This window comes from Dysgonomonas termitidis (genome assembly GCF_054657735.1).
This window is the reverse complement of sequence record NZ_BAAHYD010000003.1, coordinates 1672094-1687590: the sequence shown is the minus strand read 5'-3', so window position 1 is coordinate 1687590 and position 15497 is coordinate 1672094. Positions and strand designations below refer to the sequence as shown.

Genomic DNA, 15497 nt, shown 5'->3' with positions numbered 1-15497 from the left:
AAAGAATATAATTACTATCTGTTTTTATACCGTTCCATTTTCTGATTATCGGCCCGTTTGGCCGCCACTTCCTCCAGGTTGCGGGCTGCTTCCTCGCTACCGGCTGTTTTCGCCCGGTTAAACAGGGCTTCGGCTTCATCCAGTTCCCCTGCCAGCAGGCGTATCACGCCCAGGTTGTTCAGTACGGCCGGATGGTTGCCGCCGGGGGCTATGCCGGCTGCCTTGTCCAGCAGGCGCCCTGCGGTATTCAGCTCCCCGTTTTCGATCAGCAGCGCCGCCGCGTTGACGTTTGCCGTTACATCGTCGGGATAGTATCTGGGAATCGCCTCGAGCAATATATCCGCATAGTCCTTCGTGCCTTTGCCGTAACTTTGGGCCAGGTTGTAAAGCTCCAACTGGGACAGGTCTTCCGGTTTGCGGCTATACAGCGATTTGCTTTCTTCGACAGTGTAATCCCTGACCGTATAGTCGATCTGGTATTCCACCCTGCGGAGTCCGGGGAACATATCCCGGAGCATCTGCCGGTAGGGTGCACCCTTTGCCAGGCGCATCAGGGCCTTTTCGCATCCGTCCATTATTTCCGTGGTGGAAATAATTTCCAGTATCTTGTCCTTGTATTCCATATCGGAGGCTTGTACCTGTACGACCAGCCCGTCCCAATCCTCGGCCACATGGTTTACCTTGAATAGGCCCTCGTCGAATCCGAACTTCGTTTTCAGGTAATCTTTCAGCGCCAGCGACCGTTCTTTCGATAAACGCTCGTTGGTGGTGTACAATCCGTCGGGGGAAGCATAGCCTTCGATAAACAGGGCGGTGATCACCGCATCGGGATTGTCCTTTACATCCGAGACGGCTTCGTTGATCTTGGCCAGCTCCGCAGGATTCCGGCGGAAACCGGGGTTAATGACCGACCTGCCTGCCTGGAAGTCCAGGAAAGCTTTGCCCTGACGCTTGCGCGTCTTGACTTCCCTGCCCGGGGTGAGTAAGGATACTCCGGGGCTGACCTGATAGGGCACACGTGCTTCCAATTCCACCTTGCCGCTCAATGCCAGCGCATACAGCCGTGATTCCTGCCTGTAGCCCGTTATCTGCTGGTAGAGCACGAAGCGGGCGGAATCCATCCAGGATTCATAGGGGGTTTTCAGGTTATATAGAAGTGTCGTATCGGTGGACGGACGGGTATTTACCTGCATCAAAGGACGATGATAGGCGGTTACCCGGTCCATGTCCGCAAGGGTAAAATAGCGTTCGTTCAGCTTTTGGCGCCGGTCACCGTTGACCAGTATATAGGGAAAGGTTAACATGTTGCTGTCCGGATCGCTACCGGTACTCAGCTCGGGAACCAGCAGCATCGATTGACCACGGGAGACGGCCCGGCCCTGTATGCGTACGGAAAAACTTAATAGCAGGCTGTCGCCCTCTTCTTTCAGCCCGGCGCTTTCAACCGACAGCCGGCCTTTATAGAAATCCTTATTCTGTGCCGGCAGGCTGAGCGCCGCCAACAGGAAAAATACAGCTGATATATGGGAAATATGGAATCGTTTCATACGTTTCATTGTCTTATTTGATTATATAGATGATGGATATACCTGCCTTTGTAGGCCCGAAATAATGCCTGCTGCCGCTCTCCAGCAGCTTGCCGCAGGTTTTGCACTCATACCTGTCATAATCCGTATAGGCATACCCCAGGCCGATGGTGGCTTCCAGGCTCCAGCGGGGAGACAGCATCCATTGGTAACCGTAGGAGATGCCCGCCCCGAAAATGTCGCCCCGGTAACGGCCTGTCTCAAGGCCCGGGTACAGGTCCAGCGGCAGCTTGATGGCTCCTACATTGTAATTGGCATAGAGCGCATGCACACCGAAGAAATGACCGAAGAACGGTTCGTAAAGCCAGTAACGGAGCTCGGGTTGCACCAGTATATGCTTCAGCTTCTTATTCCCGCTATAGGTGAAAGGGTTGTAATTAACCGGTATATCCAGCGTATAGCGGCTGTCCAGCTTAACTTCCACCCCCAGGTTGAAGGTCGTGGTAGCATCGTACAATAAATTGGTTTTGACCGCCAGGCGAGGTGACGCCAAAGGCAGATTGCCTGCTTTGTCCTGCCCCCGTACGGATACCAGGGCAATTGTAAGAAGCAGAAAAATGAATGCGGATTGTTTCATAAAATATATAGGTATTATTTAGTTGACTTCATGTTGTATAGTTTGCCGGTTCACTGCTGTATGACGGTTATTTCCGCCCGGTCCATCCACTGTTCGTAGTCCAGCGATATGCGGTAAGGGTAATCGATGGCCGCCCGGCCGGTTGCCTGCAACAACTTTTTTATATGGTAAGAGCGCAGTATGTCCCCGCCAAGGCCCCATAAGGCAAGCCGCAACGACCGGTAGCGCGAACGCCCGGCTACCAGAACCATCGGTAACTCCCTGCGCCTGTCCCCGGCCGACAGTACGGGTATGAACTGGTGTGACTGGTCGGCCGTGGCCATATCCCCCACAAATTGCATGTCCAGGCCGATATAAAACCGTCCGCCCTGCCGCTCCATCGTTACCGGTAAATAGTGAACTCTGCACATCTTTTTGTATTGTTTTTGTTAAACGTTTCATCTGTTGCCTTACCGCCTCCTGTATACTGTTTATACCGTTTTATCCCCTCCCGGATGAACCGGAGTAAGATTGCATGCCCCCCTGACGGAAAGGCATGCATCGAGATATATTTATCTGATTCCGGCATCTGACACTTAGCAAGTGTCAGATGGTATGTAGACTGGATTGCAATCGTCTGTATATTAACACATTAACAAGCAATAAATAAATACAAGGGATAACTTCTGACACGAACCGTTAAACAGGCGGACCCCCGACGGCAGGAAAACCGGAGGGCGACGGGCTTTTAATTAATTGATAACCAATAGCCTTTCCGGGTACAAACCGGCCTGACACAGCAACAGCATCATTAAACATGGATTAAACAAACTCAAAACCAACTGAATATGGATTTATCATACCTTAACGAACACATGGCCTGCCGCAACTGCCAGAGCTGCGACAAGGGAACAAGACCGGCCATTGAAACCAAAGAAATCAGTACCGGCAGCAGCCATAAACAACAGGCCCTGCAGAGTAAGATCATCTTCCTGCTCAGGGGGGAGATCACCTATTCCTTCGGGATGTACAATAACCGCCGGATGCGCTGCGGGCAGGCGCTTTACCTGCCTGTAGGCTACAACTTCAGCTACAGGGCTGAATCCGGAGCCCTGCTCCTGTTCATACGCCCTTACTCCAAGCTGCAGTTCTGCGACTGCTACAGGCTGGAGGACCTGGTACACCGGACGCCGGATACGGGAACGGATTCCCCCTACCTGCTGGAAATGAAGGAACCCGTAAAGGGGTATACGGATATGCTGGCCTACTGTATACGCAAAGGGCTCTGTTGCGGATATTATAATGAACTGAAGATAAATGAACTGCTCTACCTGCTCGGGGAATTTTATTCGAAAGAGGAACTCGCGTTGTTTTTTCACGAGGCCCTGAGCGGTGACCCGGGTTTCTCCCTTTATGTGATGAACAATTACCACAACTACCACTCCCTTTCCGAGTTGGCCGCCGCGATGAATATGTCCCTCTCAGGCATAGAGAAGCGCTTCAGGAAGGTATTTAATATATCCGGGTACAAGTGGATGAACCAGCACAGGGCAAAAAAGATATACCATGCCCTCTGCACGGGGGATAAATCGCTAAACGAACTGCGCGCTGAATTCGGCTTTGCATCAAAAGCCTCATTCAGCCGCTACTGTAAGCAGCATCTGGGAGAACCGCCGGGCGGGATACGGCAACATCACAGGTTTGGGTGTGAAATAGGTAAAGAAAGTGTAAAAATGGATAACCGAATCTAACAACATTATTAAAAAATAACGCCTAACTTTGCAATTGTTTATATGCGTTAAACAAACTTATTCCGACACTTGCTAAGTGTCAGATGTTAAGATGAATAGATAAAATGAACGCAAAACGTTCGGTTTTGTGTTGTCCGGCTCAGAATATGCTCCTATTTTCCTCCTTTCAGTAAAAATATGCTTACAAATATAAAAATACTTTTTTATTTTCAGCCGGAAATAAAAGAAAATATGCCCTGCCATATAAAATAGCGGGTAAGCTGATCAAGAAATGTAAGCTATAGTTTTTGTTTGTAAAGGCATATAAACCGGTTTCAGCCCTACAGGCAGGCGAAGCCGGCGGTAGCGGATGGCGGGGAGACCAGGGCCAGGGCGATCTGCTCGTTGGCCCGGTCAAGGGTCGAGCGGTCGAAGGAGGCCAGGTAGGTATAGGTCATCTTTTCGGAGGAATGCCCCAGGCCCTCGCTGATAACCCACAGCGGCAGGTTCTGCTTCTTGCCGATGGTCGCCCAGCTGTGGCGCGAGACATGGGTCGTTAATTTCTCCCCAATGCCGGCCAGGGCGGATAATTTTTTCAGGCGCTTATTCTGGAGGCGCAGGCCGTTCTCGTATTGCAGGCGCGGGGATTTATCCGCATCCCGGATGACGGGGAAAAGGTAGGGGCTGTAACGGACTTCGCCGCTGAAGCTGTCGATGATGCGCTGTAAAGAAGGGGTGACCGTCACCTCGATCTTCTGGCCCGTCTTCTTGCGGTAGTAGCTGATCACCCCCTGGCGGATATTCTCCTTGCGCAGGTAGGCCATATCCACAAAACTCATCCCCCGGGCATGGAAGCAAAAGAAAAAGTAGCGCCACGAAGTATAAAGGGCCCTGTCTGTAGTTTTATCCTCCCGCGGGGCTTCTTTAAGCTGCTTATGCGCATTTACAGGCGGCTGGGTTTGCCGTTCCAGTAAAGCCGAAAAATCAAGGCTGTTCAGCGCGCGGAGGCTTTCGATATCCAATGCCCGTTTACGGGTTTTCTGGAAGCCCGTGAAAACATGGTCAAAAGGATTCTCACGCCGGGCATCGATCAGTTTCTCCTTGACGGCCTTCCAATAGATGGCACGCAGCATACGCATATAATAAGAGATCGTATTCATGGCCTTTCCACGCTCCTTGAGGTAGGCCTCGAACTCTTTCATCATACAGGCATTGATATGGCTCAAGGGGATATCACGCCCCTTATTGAATGTGATGAGCCCGCGGCTGACGGTGCGGTAAGCACGGGCGGTACGTTCCTGGCCGGCACGCAGCAGGTTGCGCTCCTGCAGCCCGGCAAAGCCGGAAAGGTTGGCCGGGTTATGCTCCCTATGGTAACTGCAAAGGATGTCATCAACGGTATAACGCCCCGATTTCTCCAGCCGCCCGGCCGCTTCTTCGAATTGTTCGCCGTAAGCGCAAAGGCTTTCGGTTACCTTGCACAGGTAAGGGTAGCGCGGGGAGCCCTCTTCAGGAAGATGTACCCTTTGCCCGGCCCCGTCCCATTCGTGGGGGTAAAGCCGGAAAGGGCTGGTGATGACTTTGACCTTGCGGTTATGGATCAGGCGAAGGCACAGGCTGCCCTTGCAGCGCGCTCCGCTGACGGACTTGCGCAGGATAAATTTTAATGTGGCCATAATTTAATGCGTTATTGGTATCATATATTATTTGTGAACCTCTCTGTAATTTGTCCCTGAAGACTGGCGCACAGTCCGGGAATTCAATGAGCCCATTTGTGGCCCGCTTACCGGCGCCACTTACGTGCTTAAGCACAAAGGTAAGACAGACAAGCGGATTTCCTAAATTTTAGAAGGGGGATTTGATACAGTTAGATCTACACATCCTGTGAGCCGGTTCGGACAGATTGGTCGTACCCCTCCATAAATACCCACCGTTTCCTCTGCTTTCCTTCTGACTTTCTCTTTCCCTGATTCGTGTATTAAATCGTAACCGCCTACCGATTCTTTACCCCTTTTTCTTCCTAGGGTATTCCCAAAGCATTCCAGGCTCCCTTATACTCTGAGTCAGCTTTATTTTCTTTCCGGAGATAGGTGGAAATAACACTAAAAGAGACCCCATCCGCCAATCTTAATTGACCCCTTGGAGATTTTTTGTTTAGGAGTAAAAAAAGCAGCCTCTTTTTTTTAAAATTACACAAATTTCAAAGTCATATTTATTCTAAATCTGCAACTATATTATGTATGCATATATATGACATTTATAATAATTAGTTATCTTTTAAAGGTTTATAGTCATCTGGGATTAGAATAGATTTCTTATAATTCTCTATATTTGAGTAATTATGATATCTGTCATACAATGCTTTGGCCACAAATGAATTCACTATAAACATAAAAATAGCTATAGAACCTGCAATACTACTATTTTGTGAGAATTCTTTAATTTTACTATCAACTTCAGATAAATTTCTACGGCACTCTAAGACCAACCATATAATAGCGGCTATAAATATGAACAAACAAATTCCAGCCCAGATACAAGCTTTCCTTCTCCATATGCTAAGTTCTTTATTTATATAATCATCACTTAGCTTTTTTCGTCGTTTATTTTCTATCTGAATATTTTCTTTTCTTAATTGAACTATTTTCCTATCTTTTTCGTCTATAATTTTCTGGGATTCAGTTATTTTTTGTTTGACCTCCTCATCTTTTTGAATAGTCAGATTTTCCTCAACTCTTTTTCTTCTTTCTCCGAGTTCTACTATTCTATCATTCAGATCTTTAAATAATTTATCAAATTTAGCCGCACGTTCTTTTTCTATAGCTTCTTGTTTTCTAGCTTCGTCCTTTATCTTATCAGCGAATTTGTTCGAATCTTTTTTTGCTAAATCATTTAAATTCTCAACATTCTGAACTTGTCTGTTTGCAATACGAGTTGCAAGTAGTAATACATCTCTATCAGAAAAATTAGTTTTCCTATATTTTTGTATATTCTCGTCGAGTTCTTTTATTATTCTTGCCTTAGGTAAAGATTCATTTAGTGTAAAAGCAACCAAAGAAGTCAATCCCATATCTACTAAATCGTTATTTGCCAGTTCTAAGTTCACACTGGGTTTACTTAACCACAATATATTTAATAAATCGTCAGCCTTTATTACTTCTGGTTGAAATCCATTATCTTCAGAATTTAAAAGAGCATCTATACCTTCATTATCTATATCGTGGGATATTGCATTATTAACAAACCAACAATTTATCTTTTCAAAATCACGAATTCTTTTTCCCCTCAAGTCTTTTACATAAATAAGAGCCATAGCATCGTGAAGAGCGGCCTTATCTGTATTCCTGTATTTTTTTAAGATAGAATATTCGTTACTTATTTTTGCCTTATTTCTTAATTTATCTGTATTCGGAATGGTAATCACGTTCTTATCAAGCAAAGTACTCTCCAAATTATCTGATATCCTGTCTAAGTCAACACTGCTTAATTTTTTTCTCTCACAGGCATTGTATATGTCTTCTCTATTAATATATTTGGTGATAACCTCTTTATCATAATTATATGATTTAAATGCCAATAAGGCCCTTGTCTCTTCAATAGTATCCTTTAATACCCTAAATTTATACCCCAATTTTAAACAAATATCTAATAATTTGTTACAAGTATGAGTCGATTCCTGCGTATTTAAATCTAATAGGCTGACAATAAAATTTGTATCAAGTAATAGAGTCACCTCCATATTTGCATTTACTGGTTCATAATCTAAATAACAGGTAAGTATTGATCCTAAATACAAGTTTCTGATTTGAGCATAGATTTGAGGGTATTTTCTGAAATAATCGACAAATGAAGCGGCTACAGTAAAATCATTCCCATTGGATTTCTTCGTATTAGCCAAATAATAAGAAATAGAAGCTTTATTTTTCTCTATAAATTTTATAATACAGCTATTCTCATTGTATTCTACATTATTGATTTTACAGAATTCTTTAAACATGTCCTGAAGTACAAATATCTCTTTTTTACTTTTCTCGATATGTTCATCAAAATCCTCAAAAACATAATCTTTTATCCAAAAACTATTATCCTGATATAGTTTAAATATTTTTTCTTCCTTATTTATATCATTTGCTATTTTTTTTAAGATGCTTTTCAATACTGGGATGGGAATATCAATAGAGTAATGTTTTTCAATAATCTCTCTAATTTCGGCAATACTTTCACCTTTATATTGTCCTTTATTAATATTCATAAAGTGTAATCCTTTCTTTACTAGAGGGATGAATATATCTATAGGACCATCAGATAAGGTTCCTGATGTTTTAACATGTGCTAATAAGCTATAAGCTATTGCTTTCTTTGTAGTATTATCCATATGTATCGGACTATATAAATGTATTTTGTATATATTATATTTTCAGTTACTTGTATTTGTGCCCTTCGGAATCCTATAAAAGGAAGCTTAATATTAAAAGCTTATTTTCTTATGACAAATCTAACAATTTTTATTACAGAATAAATTGAATAAAGAGACTTTCTTCCTGAGAGAATCAATATATTTCAAAAGAAATCAGGCGAGTCGCTGGCGAGTATGAAAACTACCTGTTTTAATCATCCCATATTTGCAGTATGAAAACAAAATTAATCAAATATGGAAGTTATAACAATTGACAATGAAGCTTTCAAAAAGCTGGTAGCAAAAATAGACCGGATTGCAAATTTCGTTGTAAAAGCAGAACAATCCAAAGGCAAAGATTCTGCTAGTGACATCTGGATGGATAGTAATGAGGTGGCTGAGTTATTACGCATCAGTACCCGCACATTACAACGTTTACGAAAGGAGAATATAATAAACTATTCTATGCTTCGTGGCCGATGTTTATATAGGCTCTCAGAAATAGAGCGTTGTTTGGATGAACGGATTATCAAATCCGATCCCGTTACGATAGATGATTTTAAAAGGAACTATTCATTGAGATTCCGGGAATAGAGATATTACTTCGCATTTTAAAGCCTAATATTATGTTTATAGAAAGAGAACTTTTTGAAAAAAAGATGCAATACATAATCAAGCGCCTGGATAAAATAGATAAGACACTCGTTAGTATGGCAAAGCAGCGATGCTACCTTGACGGCGAGCTTTTATATGACAATTACGACTTATGTAAGTTGTTGAATATTTCTAAACGGACATTGCAGCGGTATCGCTCTTCGGGAGAGCTACCCTATCATACTCTATACCAGAAAACTTTTTACAAGGAGTCGGATGTCAGTAATTTTATACGCCTGAATTTTGGGAAGGATAAAGGAAACGATTCAGATAATTTAGAAGAAGAGATTGTTGATAGTTAATTAATATTGGTTGATTTGGTTTGTTCATTATTCTTTTTTTTAGGTTTTACATTCTTTCATCCCGTTTTGTTGTGATAACAAGGCGGGATTTTCTTATTACATTTTTATTCCCTTAGATACCTTCTTTTTTATATCACCTGTATCCTCATTATCCTTTGGTTTACTTACCGAAGCAATTATAATACGGTCCTTATTCGCATCGATAATCTCTTTTAGACTCATAGGTTGTCCGGAGCGTTCATTCGATATTGTTTCTAAAGGAGGCATTTTATTCTGAGGTGGATTTACTTCTACAGAACCAGTCTCTTTGTTTAGTACTTCCTCCGGCTGCTTATCCTTATTGGACAACGTTAAGTTAATCTGCCTGTTTAAAGAATCCAATTGAGATTTGAGTTCCCTTAGCTCCGGTTCTTTACGGAAAACCGAATTAACTACTTCTTTTAGTACGGGAATATCTTTTTCCAGCTTTTGATTATCCGCCTGATATTTCTCCATCAGGTTCGGTATTTTCTCCAATGCATTGATGAAATTCTTCGATGCCAGCAGCGGATCAAGGGCAATATGCCCATTGTTATAGCTGTACTTGATATTGCCCTCCCCTTCAATGAAGAAACGGTTATCTTTGAACACAGAGCCTTCTTTCTGGCTTTCTTCCGTCTTAACAAGGATTCTAAAGCCGTAAAGTTCTCCGATCTTGAAATATTCACCATTGGTACGTGCGTTATCCGATAGTTGATTTAGTTTTTCTCCGATAGCTTTCGGATCGTCACTCTTGAAATTATCCAAGATGATTGGGTTCAACTTACTTCCATCCTTATCGACCTGTACCTTATCATTAAACGTTGTAAGGTCTTTTGTCATCCGGGAGATCATCTCGTTATTGCTGTCAATCGAGCGGGTAGCATCTTCGTATTTATAGATAGCAGATGATTTACTTCGGTTGAACGCTTGCCGTTCGCTCTCCAAGGCGGTAATCTTCTTTTCCAGCTTAGCCTTCTCCAACAGGTCGGTATTACCCGAAAGAATAGCTACATACTCCGAAAAATTCATACCCGATCCTTCGTCCATACTACCCTCGTCAATCGTCCGTGTCGCCATATTATTGGTCTTTAGCTGATTGATAAATAACTGCTTGTTTTGAAGCAGGTTGAATTTATACGAGTCAAGACTTTTTTCGACAGCATATATCAACACATCTACCTTATTATCAGCATATAACTTAGCTATTTCATTCCCCTTTCGAATGGCTCTTCCATCCCGCTGTTCCAAATCGCTCGGTCTCCAGGGCAGATCAATATGATGAATCGCCACAGCTCTCTTTTGTGCATTGACTCCTGTTCCCAACATACTGGTAGAACCGAATATTACCCGTATGCGTCCTTCATTCATCCCTGCAATCAGAGCCTTTCTCGCATTATCGGTTTTAGCCTCTTGTATAAAGCGTATTTCATGGGCGGGTATCTTGTGATCCTCCACCAGCTTACGTTTAATTTCCGAGTACGGATTCCATTCTCCGGGTTTGTAGGTCCCCAAGTCTGAGAACACGAACTGTGTCCCTTTCTGAAAATCATATTTATTGTAGTATTCCGCTATTTTAGCAGCACAATGAGAGGCTTTGTTATCGACATGGTCGCCATATGCCATGTCGATCATCCGCATATCGAGCGACATCTTACGGGCATAGTCGGTTGCGATCAGCATCTTTGCCTTTTCCTCTTTGTCTGTCAGTTTTGCTCTACCCAACAGGGTAGCATCTCCCGTCTCAGCAAACCGCATCAACTTTTCAATAAACACTTCCTGCTGCGGTGTCGGTGGGATATTATACAGTATCTCATTCTTTTCGGGACGGTCTATACCGATATCCTTCGCTGTGCGAAAGTCCGTTATTTCGGAGTAGAAGGAACTCAACTCCGGCACTTTGATAAAGTATCGGAAACGTTCTTTCTGTACGATCTGGTTGGTCACGGAAAACTCATAGTCGGTACTCTTCTTTGCAAAAACGGCTGCCCATGCGTCAAAGGTGTTAATACCCTGATTTTCCAACGCTTTTGGACGCAGGTATTTGAATAAGAGGTATAATTCCGTCAGTGAATTACTGATCGTTGTACCGGATAAAAATGTTGCTCCCAGATCTTTGCCGCTACGTTCCTGAATGGTGCGTACAGCAAAGAGCATATTGAGTGCCCGTTGGCTTCCTTCGGGGTTTCCAAGCCCTGCCACACGGTCGTGACGGGTGGTAAATGTTAAATTTTTGAACGAATGTGACTCGTCTACGAGCAAATGGTCGATGCCCATCATCTTAAAATCCACTACATCATCGGTACGATTTTTAATCGTATCGGCAAGGTTATCTAACTTGACTTCCAGATTTTGTTTGCGAATTTCCAATCCCCGGAGCATCCTTCTGGATACTTCCTTACCCTGACTGCGCAATACATCGAGATTTGCTTCCACTGATTCGAGTTCTGCTTCGAATATCTGTTGCTGCATTTCGGGTGATTGCGGTATCTTGCCGAACTGGTCGTGTGTCAGGATAACGGCATCCCAGGAGTTGTTTTTAATATCATTGAAGATTTTCACCCGTTTGGATGGTGTAAAATCTTCTTTGCCGGGATAAAGTATCTTTGCATTGGGGTATGCCGTCCTGAATGTTGCCGCTATTTCATGTACATTCGCCTTTAGCCCGACAATCATCGGCTTGTTTGCCATTCCCAGACGTTTCATCTCATAGGCTGCACAACACATAATAAGGGTTTTGCCTGCTCCCACCTCATGATCTCCGATCCCGCCTCCGTTTTGCTTAATCATCCAGACACAATCTTTCTGTGACTGGTACAGATCAGGGATACCGAGCGCCTTTAAATCCAGCCCGGGGAAAGCCTGGTGTGATCCGTCATACTGCGGACGTACAAAGCAGTTGAATCTACGGTTGTATCTATCCGCCAGATCGTTTTTAAATCCGGGGGATTGCTGATCTAACCAGTCGCTAAAGCCGTTTCGGATTTCATCGATTTTGGTATTCGCCATTTGTATGGCTTGTCCGTCGGGTACTTTAACGTCTTTGGGTTCTCCTGTCTCAGGATCGCTTACAGTAATTGTTTTGGTAATATTGGGAGTTGTATTAAGCAAAGCATGCTTTAACAGGTGCATCCCCGTATAGAGCTTGCTTTCTCCCTGAACGGCAAACTTTTCGTTGATGATCAGGTTACTTTTATCTGCCTTTACCGTAAAATCATCACGGGCTGCATAATAATCTATCGTAACATTGGCTTCGAACAGTTTGCTGATATAGTCCTCATAAAGGGACATATCGATCCACCTTTCTCCGAAATTGAAATCAAGTTGCTCGTACCTGATAGGTTCAGGCGTAGCTTCCTGTAAGGCTTTCAGCGATTCCTGCGCCGGAAGGTCATCGGGATGGTTCTGTAGATACCGTTCAACGGCTTCCGCTTTTTCGACAACATTTCCTGCTATAAAGCGGTCTTGTACCTCATAATTCTGAATAAGCGGATTGAAAAAGAGACGTCCGTGCAGGTCGGCTACCATATCTTCCCGGCTTTTATCAGTCATCAGGGATTCCATATAGTCCAAACGGACTTCTCCGTACTTATTCAGGGATGCGACCAGGGCTTCGTCTGAAGTTCCCGCTACCTTCAATTCGTTCGGATTGAAAGCGACAGGCCCGTGAAAGATATCCGCTTTTTGCAGTTTGCCGTCGATGGAGCGTTCTATGGATAGAATTTCTTTTCCTCCCGTATCCATCTTGATGACATCCAGATTTTTCTTGTCGTTCAGGTTACCATAATTAGATACAAAAAAGTGATACTTGAGATTTAATTGTTCCCGTAGTTCTGAACCAATTTGAAGGTTTACAGCTTCATAATTATATAACTCATGATAGGCATCACGAACATTAACGTACCGTCTTATTTTTCCACATTCACTAGATGATAAAGCCAATGGTTGGAATACAGCATCGTTTTTATAACGTTCGCTTAAAAAACCTATCTGCCCATTATTTTCTGCAACCAATGAGCCTTTTTTATGAAATTCCTTCAATTCACCTGAATACGGGCGTGGTTCAAATGATAGTTTCTTTTCTTCCTGTCGCAGGGCTTCCTGCTGTTCGTCCTTCCGTGCATCGGAAACGGGATAAGCCGCTTTGTTATTATTGGGGGGAGCTTGCCCGTTGGATGAAAACATACTGAGTTGCACGGGTTTTCCTTTGGGTGGTGCAGCCTTTTTCTTGCCTCCCCGTACAGGTTTCACCTGTGAGCGTTCTTCCTGTGTAAACCCGAACAAGTCATACAGGCTCATAACAGGTTGAGAGGAGACATCGATCTCCAATGCCTCCTGCTTCACGGATTGGGGTTTATCATCAAAAAGAGTATTTCGGGATTCCTCATTCGATCTATTTTCGGGAGGTTGTACTTTACTGATGTTTTCCTCTTCTTTATTTGATGATTCCTTCTCATTTCGAAACCAGTGATCTTCAACAGCCTGCCAGAATGGATCAAGGTCATCAGGATAGGTAGATTTATCTTGCCCGGAAGTTTCTAAATTATTTTCTACAATCTCTTTCTTTACTTCCTCATTGAATAATATAGCAGCTTTGGGTTCCGGTTGTTTTTGTATAACGGCACGGCCATTGTACAAATCCAAATTCAGGTAACTTTTAAAATCACTTTCGAGCATTTTTCGCATATCGGCAGCCATACCTTCTACTCCGCCCTCATGGATAAAAACCTGTGCAGGCTCGCCGTATGGGTCAGTACCGATGGTTGCTTTGGTCTGTACTACTCTTCCATGATTATAGAAGTAATCATTCGTATAAATGCCTGTCAGTTCGGACTGGCTTGTGCCCACAAAGAGGTTTTCCCAGAAGCTTAGTTTCGAATCTTTCCCCGTATTCTTTTGCAATATGATCAGGTCACTGCCAACTTCCGTACCGGCATAATCCGTAAAGAGATTATTGGGTAAACGGATGGCAGATACCAGGTTTGTATTTTGCATCAGCCACTCACGTATGGGCATATTGTTCGGGGAGTTCATGACTCCCTGTGACGTGATAAAGGCAAGAATACCTCCTTCACGTAATGTTTCAACGCCTTTGATGAAAAAATAATTATGGATGGCACGGGTAGAATCTTTATGCAACTGGTCTTGTTTCATAAAGGCAGCATCGAAAACATTCATATCCCCAAAGGGTATGTTACTTGATACCACATCGAAGTAGTTGTTATAACGGTTTTCGATGGTTTCAAAGCCTTCGATATTTACTTTATGCCCCGGAGTGAGTGCTGATAGCATCTTACCTGTCAGAAGATCTTTTTCAAAGCAGACCAACTCATTCTTATGGTCTGCCGTTTCAAAAAAAGAATGGGCAAATTCACCTGTCCCTGCCGATGGATCAAGTACACGTATCGGGGTGATACCACTATCCCGTAACGTTTCAGATAAAGCTGTAACAATTTCAGGAGGAGTATAGAACGCTGTCAGCACAGAATTTTTTATACTGTTCATATACCGTTTATACTCATTCTCGTTTGCGGTGTTCTCTTTAAGAACACGGTGCAATTCTGCCACTAAAGGGAACAGCTCCAGTTCCGACTTTGCCCAATATGCTGTATCAGCCAGAGAGTTTGCAGGATTAAGGACACATTTAAGTCCTCCGAATCCCGCATATTGTTTGAGAATGATTCCAGCCTCCATCGGTGTAGGCTCACGGCCTTCTTTTTCCAGCATAAACACGGTTTTGATCGCATCTATATTGGCTCGCAGGCGTTCTTTCTTATTGTAAGCCATTTTCTTCGATATAGAGTGAGATAAAACCGGTTAACTCGGTGTACAGCAGATCAAAATCGGGAGAGTTTAGGAAGTCATCGGGTAAGGCATACTTTTCCTGTAGGTCAGAACAGCGTGGCAATAGCAACAGGGCGAAGTCCCTGGCTTCACCTTCAGGGATTTCGACGGAAAATTCATTCCACAGGATAGTTATTAATGTATCGAGCAGGGAGAAATGTAAACCTTCATAGAGGATATGATTGGCCGTTTCTTCCGCATAGATGTGATCGAGTCCGGATTTTATAGCCTGGCTGTAAGCTTCGGCAGCCGAATCGCTTCGAGCTGAGATAAAATCAATATCGGATAATAATTCAGGATGTGACTCTTTTAAAAAGGAAAGTAGGGACAGCCTGTAATAAGACAAGCCCTGAGATTGTTCTTGTTTCATATGTTTATGGATTTTAGTGGGAGGCACAGCCTCTTTTGTTA

The 15497-nt window shown here is 43.6% G+C and carries 10 protein-coding genes; 3 read left to right on the top strand and 7 right to left on the bottom strand.

Translation table 11 applies throughout. The features are described 5' to 3' along the window. Positions 1 to 14: 14 nt before the first annotated feature. Genes ACYQ3L_RS27780 through ACYQ3L_RS27770 form a run of 3 tightly spaced genes read right to left on the bottom strand, consistent with a single transcriptional unit; the run spans position 15 to position 2573 of the window. Positions 15 to 1547 carry a tetratricopeptide repeat protein gene (locus ACYQ3L_RS27780; protein ID WP_459952538.1) on the bottom strand — a complete coding sequence of 511 codons (1533 nt, stop codon included), beginning with the start codon at positions 1545 to 1547 and terminating at the stop codon, positions 15 to 17. 13 nt (positions 1548 to 1560) lie between these two features. Next, the gene (locus ACYQ3L_RS27775; protein ID WP_379996280.1) at positions 1561 to 2163 is read right to left on the bottom strand and encodes a DUF3575 domain-containing protein; all 603 of its coding nucleotides are present in this window, start codon (positions 2161 to 2163) and stop codon (positions 1561 to 1563) included. Positions 2164 to 2213: 50 nt separating this feature from the next. After that, the gene (locus tag ACYQ3L_RS27770; protein ID WP_459952537.1) at positions 2214 to 2573 is read right to left on the bottom strand and encodes a hypothetical protein; all 360 of its coding nucleotides are present in this window, start codon (positions 2571 to 2573) and stop codon (positions 2214 to 2216) included. A 417-nt stretch (positions 2574 to 2990) separates the two neighbouring features. Between ACYQ3L_RS27770 and ACYQ3L_RS27765 the strand changes: the two genes are divergently transcribed. Next, positions 2991 to 3893 carry a helix-turn-helix domain-containing protein gene (locus ACYQ3L_RS27765; RefSeq protein ID WP_459952496.1) on the top strand — a complete coding sequence of 301 codons (903 nt, stop codon included), beginning with the start codon at positions 2991 to 2993 and terminating at the stop codon, positions 3891 to 3893. Between the two features lie 320 nt (positions 3894 to 4213). Here the strand turns inward: ACYQ3L_RS27765 and ACYQ3L_RS27760 are convergent, their stop codons facing one another. Beyond that, a complete protein-coding gene (locus ACYQ3L_RS27760; protein ID WP_459952536.1) occupies positions 4214 to 5548 on the bottom strand; it encodes a phage integrase SAM-like domain-containing protein in 1335 nt (444 codons plus the stop codon). Between the two features lie 590 nt (positions 5549 to 6138). Then, the gene (locus tag ACYQ3L_RS27755; protein WP_379994541.1) at positions 6139 to 8247 is read right to left on the bottom strand and encodes a hypothetical protein; all 2109 of its coding nucleotides are present in this window, start codon (positions 8245 to 8247) and stop codon (positions 6139 to 6141) included. A gap of 276 nt (positions 8248 to 8523) precedes the next feature. Here ACYQ3L_RS27755 and ACYQ3L_RS27750 point away from each other — a divergent pair, with 276 nt between their 5' ends. Next, the gene (locus tag ACYQ3L_RS27750) at positions 8524 to 8862 is read left to right on the top strand and encodes a helix-turn-helix domain-containing protein (protein WP_379994539.1); all 339 of its coding nucleotides are present in this window, start codon (positions 8524 to 8526) and stop codon (positions 8860 to 8862) included. 32 nt (positions 8863 to 8894) lie between these two features. Beyond that, positions 8895 to 9224 (top strand): helix-turn-helix domain-containing protein, encoded by a 330-nt coding sequence (locus ACYQ3L_RS27745; protein WP_379994537.1) that lies wholly within the window; start codon positions 8895 to 8897, stop codon positions 9222 to 9224. Between the two features lie 96 nt (positions 9225 to 9320). On the opposite strand, the gene ACYQ3L_RS27740 is transcribed toward ACYQ3L_RS27745, so the two are convergent. Together ACYQ3L_RS27740 and ACYQ3L_RS27735 are read right to left on the bottom strand one after the other, a co-directional pair. Beyond that, a complete protein-coding gene (locus ACYQ3L_RS27740; RefSeq protein WP_379994535.1) occupies positions 9321 to 15029 on the bottom strand; it encodes a helicase-related protein in 5709 nt (1902 codons plus the stop codon). Further along, positions 15016 to 15456, bottom strand: a complete 441-nt coding sequence (locus ACYQ3L_RS27735; RefSeq protein WP_379994534.1) for a DUF1896 family protein — start codon at positions 15454 to 15456, stop codon at positions 15016 to 15018. Before ACYQ3L_RS27735 ends, ACYQ3L_RS27740 begins: the two co-directional genes overlap by 14 nt. Positions 15457 to 15497 lie beyond the last annotated feature (41 nt).

Bases quoted from the DNA above. Each gene is read 5' to 3' on its own strand.
- ACYQ3L_RS27765 (WP_459952496.1), top strand. From the start codon at position 2,991: ATGGATTTATCATACCTTAACGAACACATGGCCTGCCGCAACTGCCAG.
- ACYQ3L_RS27745 (WP_379994537.1), top strand. From the start codon at position 8,895: ATGTTTATAGAAAGAGAACTTTTTGAAAAAAAGATGCAATACATAATC.
- ACYQ3L_RS27760 (WP_459952536.1), bottom strand. From the start codon at position 5,548: ATGGCCACATTAAAATTTATCCTGCGCAAGTCCGTCAGCGGAGCGCGC.
- ACYQ3L_RS27735 (WP_379994534.1), bottom strand. From the start codon at position 15,456: ATGAAACAAGAACAATCTCAGGGCTTGTCTTATTACAGGCTGTCCCTA.
- ACYQ3L_RS27740 (WP_379994535.1), bottom strand. From the start codon at position 15,029: ATGGCTTACAATAAGAAAGAACGCCTGCGAGCCAATATAGATGCGATC.
- ACYQ3L_RS27750 (WP_379994539.1), top strand. From the start codon at position 8,524: ATGGAAGTTATAACAATTGACAATGAAGCTTTCAAAAAGCTGGTAGCA.
- ACYQ3L_RS27775 (WP_379996280.1), bottom strand. From the start codon at position 2,163: ATGAAACAATCCGCATTCATTTTTCTGCTTCTTACAATTGCCCTGGTA.
- ACYQ3L_RS27770 (WP_459952537.1), bottom strand. From the start codon at position 2,573: ATGTGCAGAGTTCACTATTTACCGGTAACGATGGAGCGGCAGGGCGGA.
- ACYQ3L_RS27755 (WP_379994541.1), bottom strand. From the start codon at position 8,247: ATGGATAATACTACAAAGAAAGCAATAGCTTATAGCTTATTAGCACAT.
- ACYQ3L_RS27780 (WP_459952538.1), bottom strand. From the start codon at position 1,547: ATGAAACGATTCCATATTTCCCATATATCAGCTGTATTTTTCCTGTTG.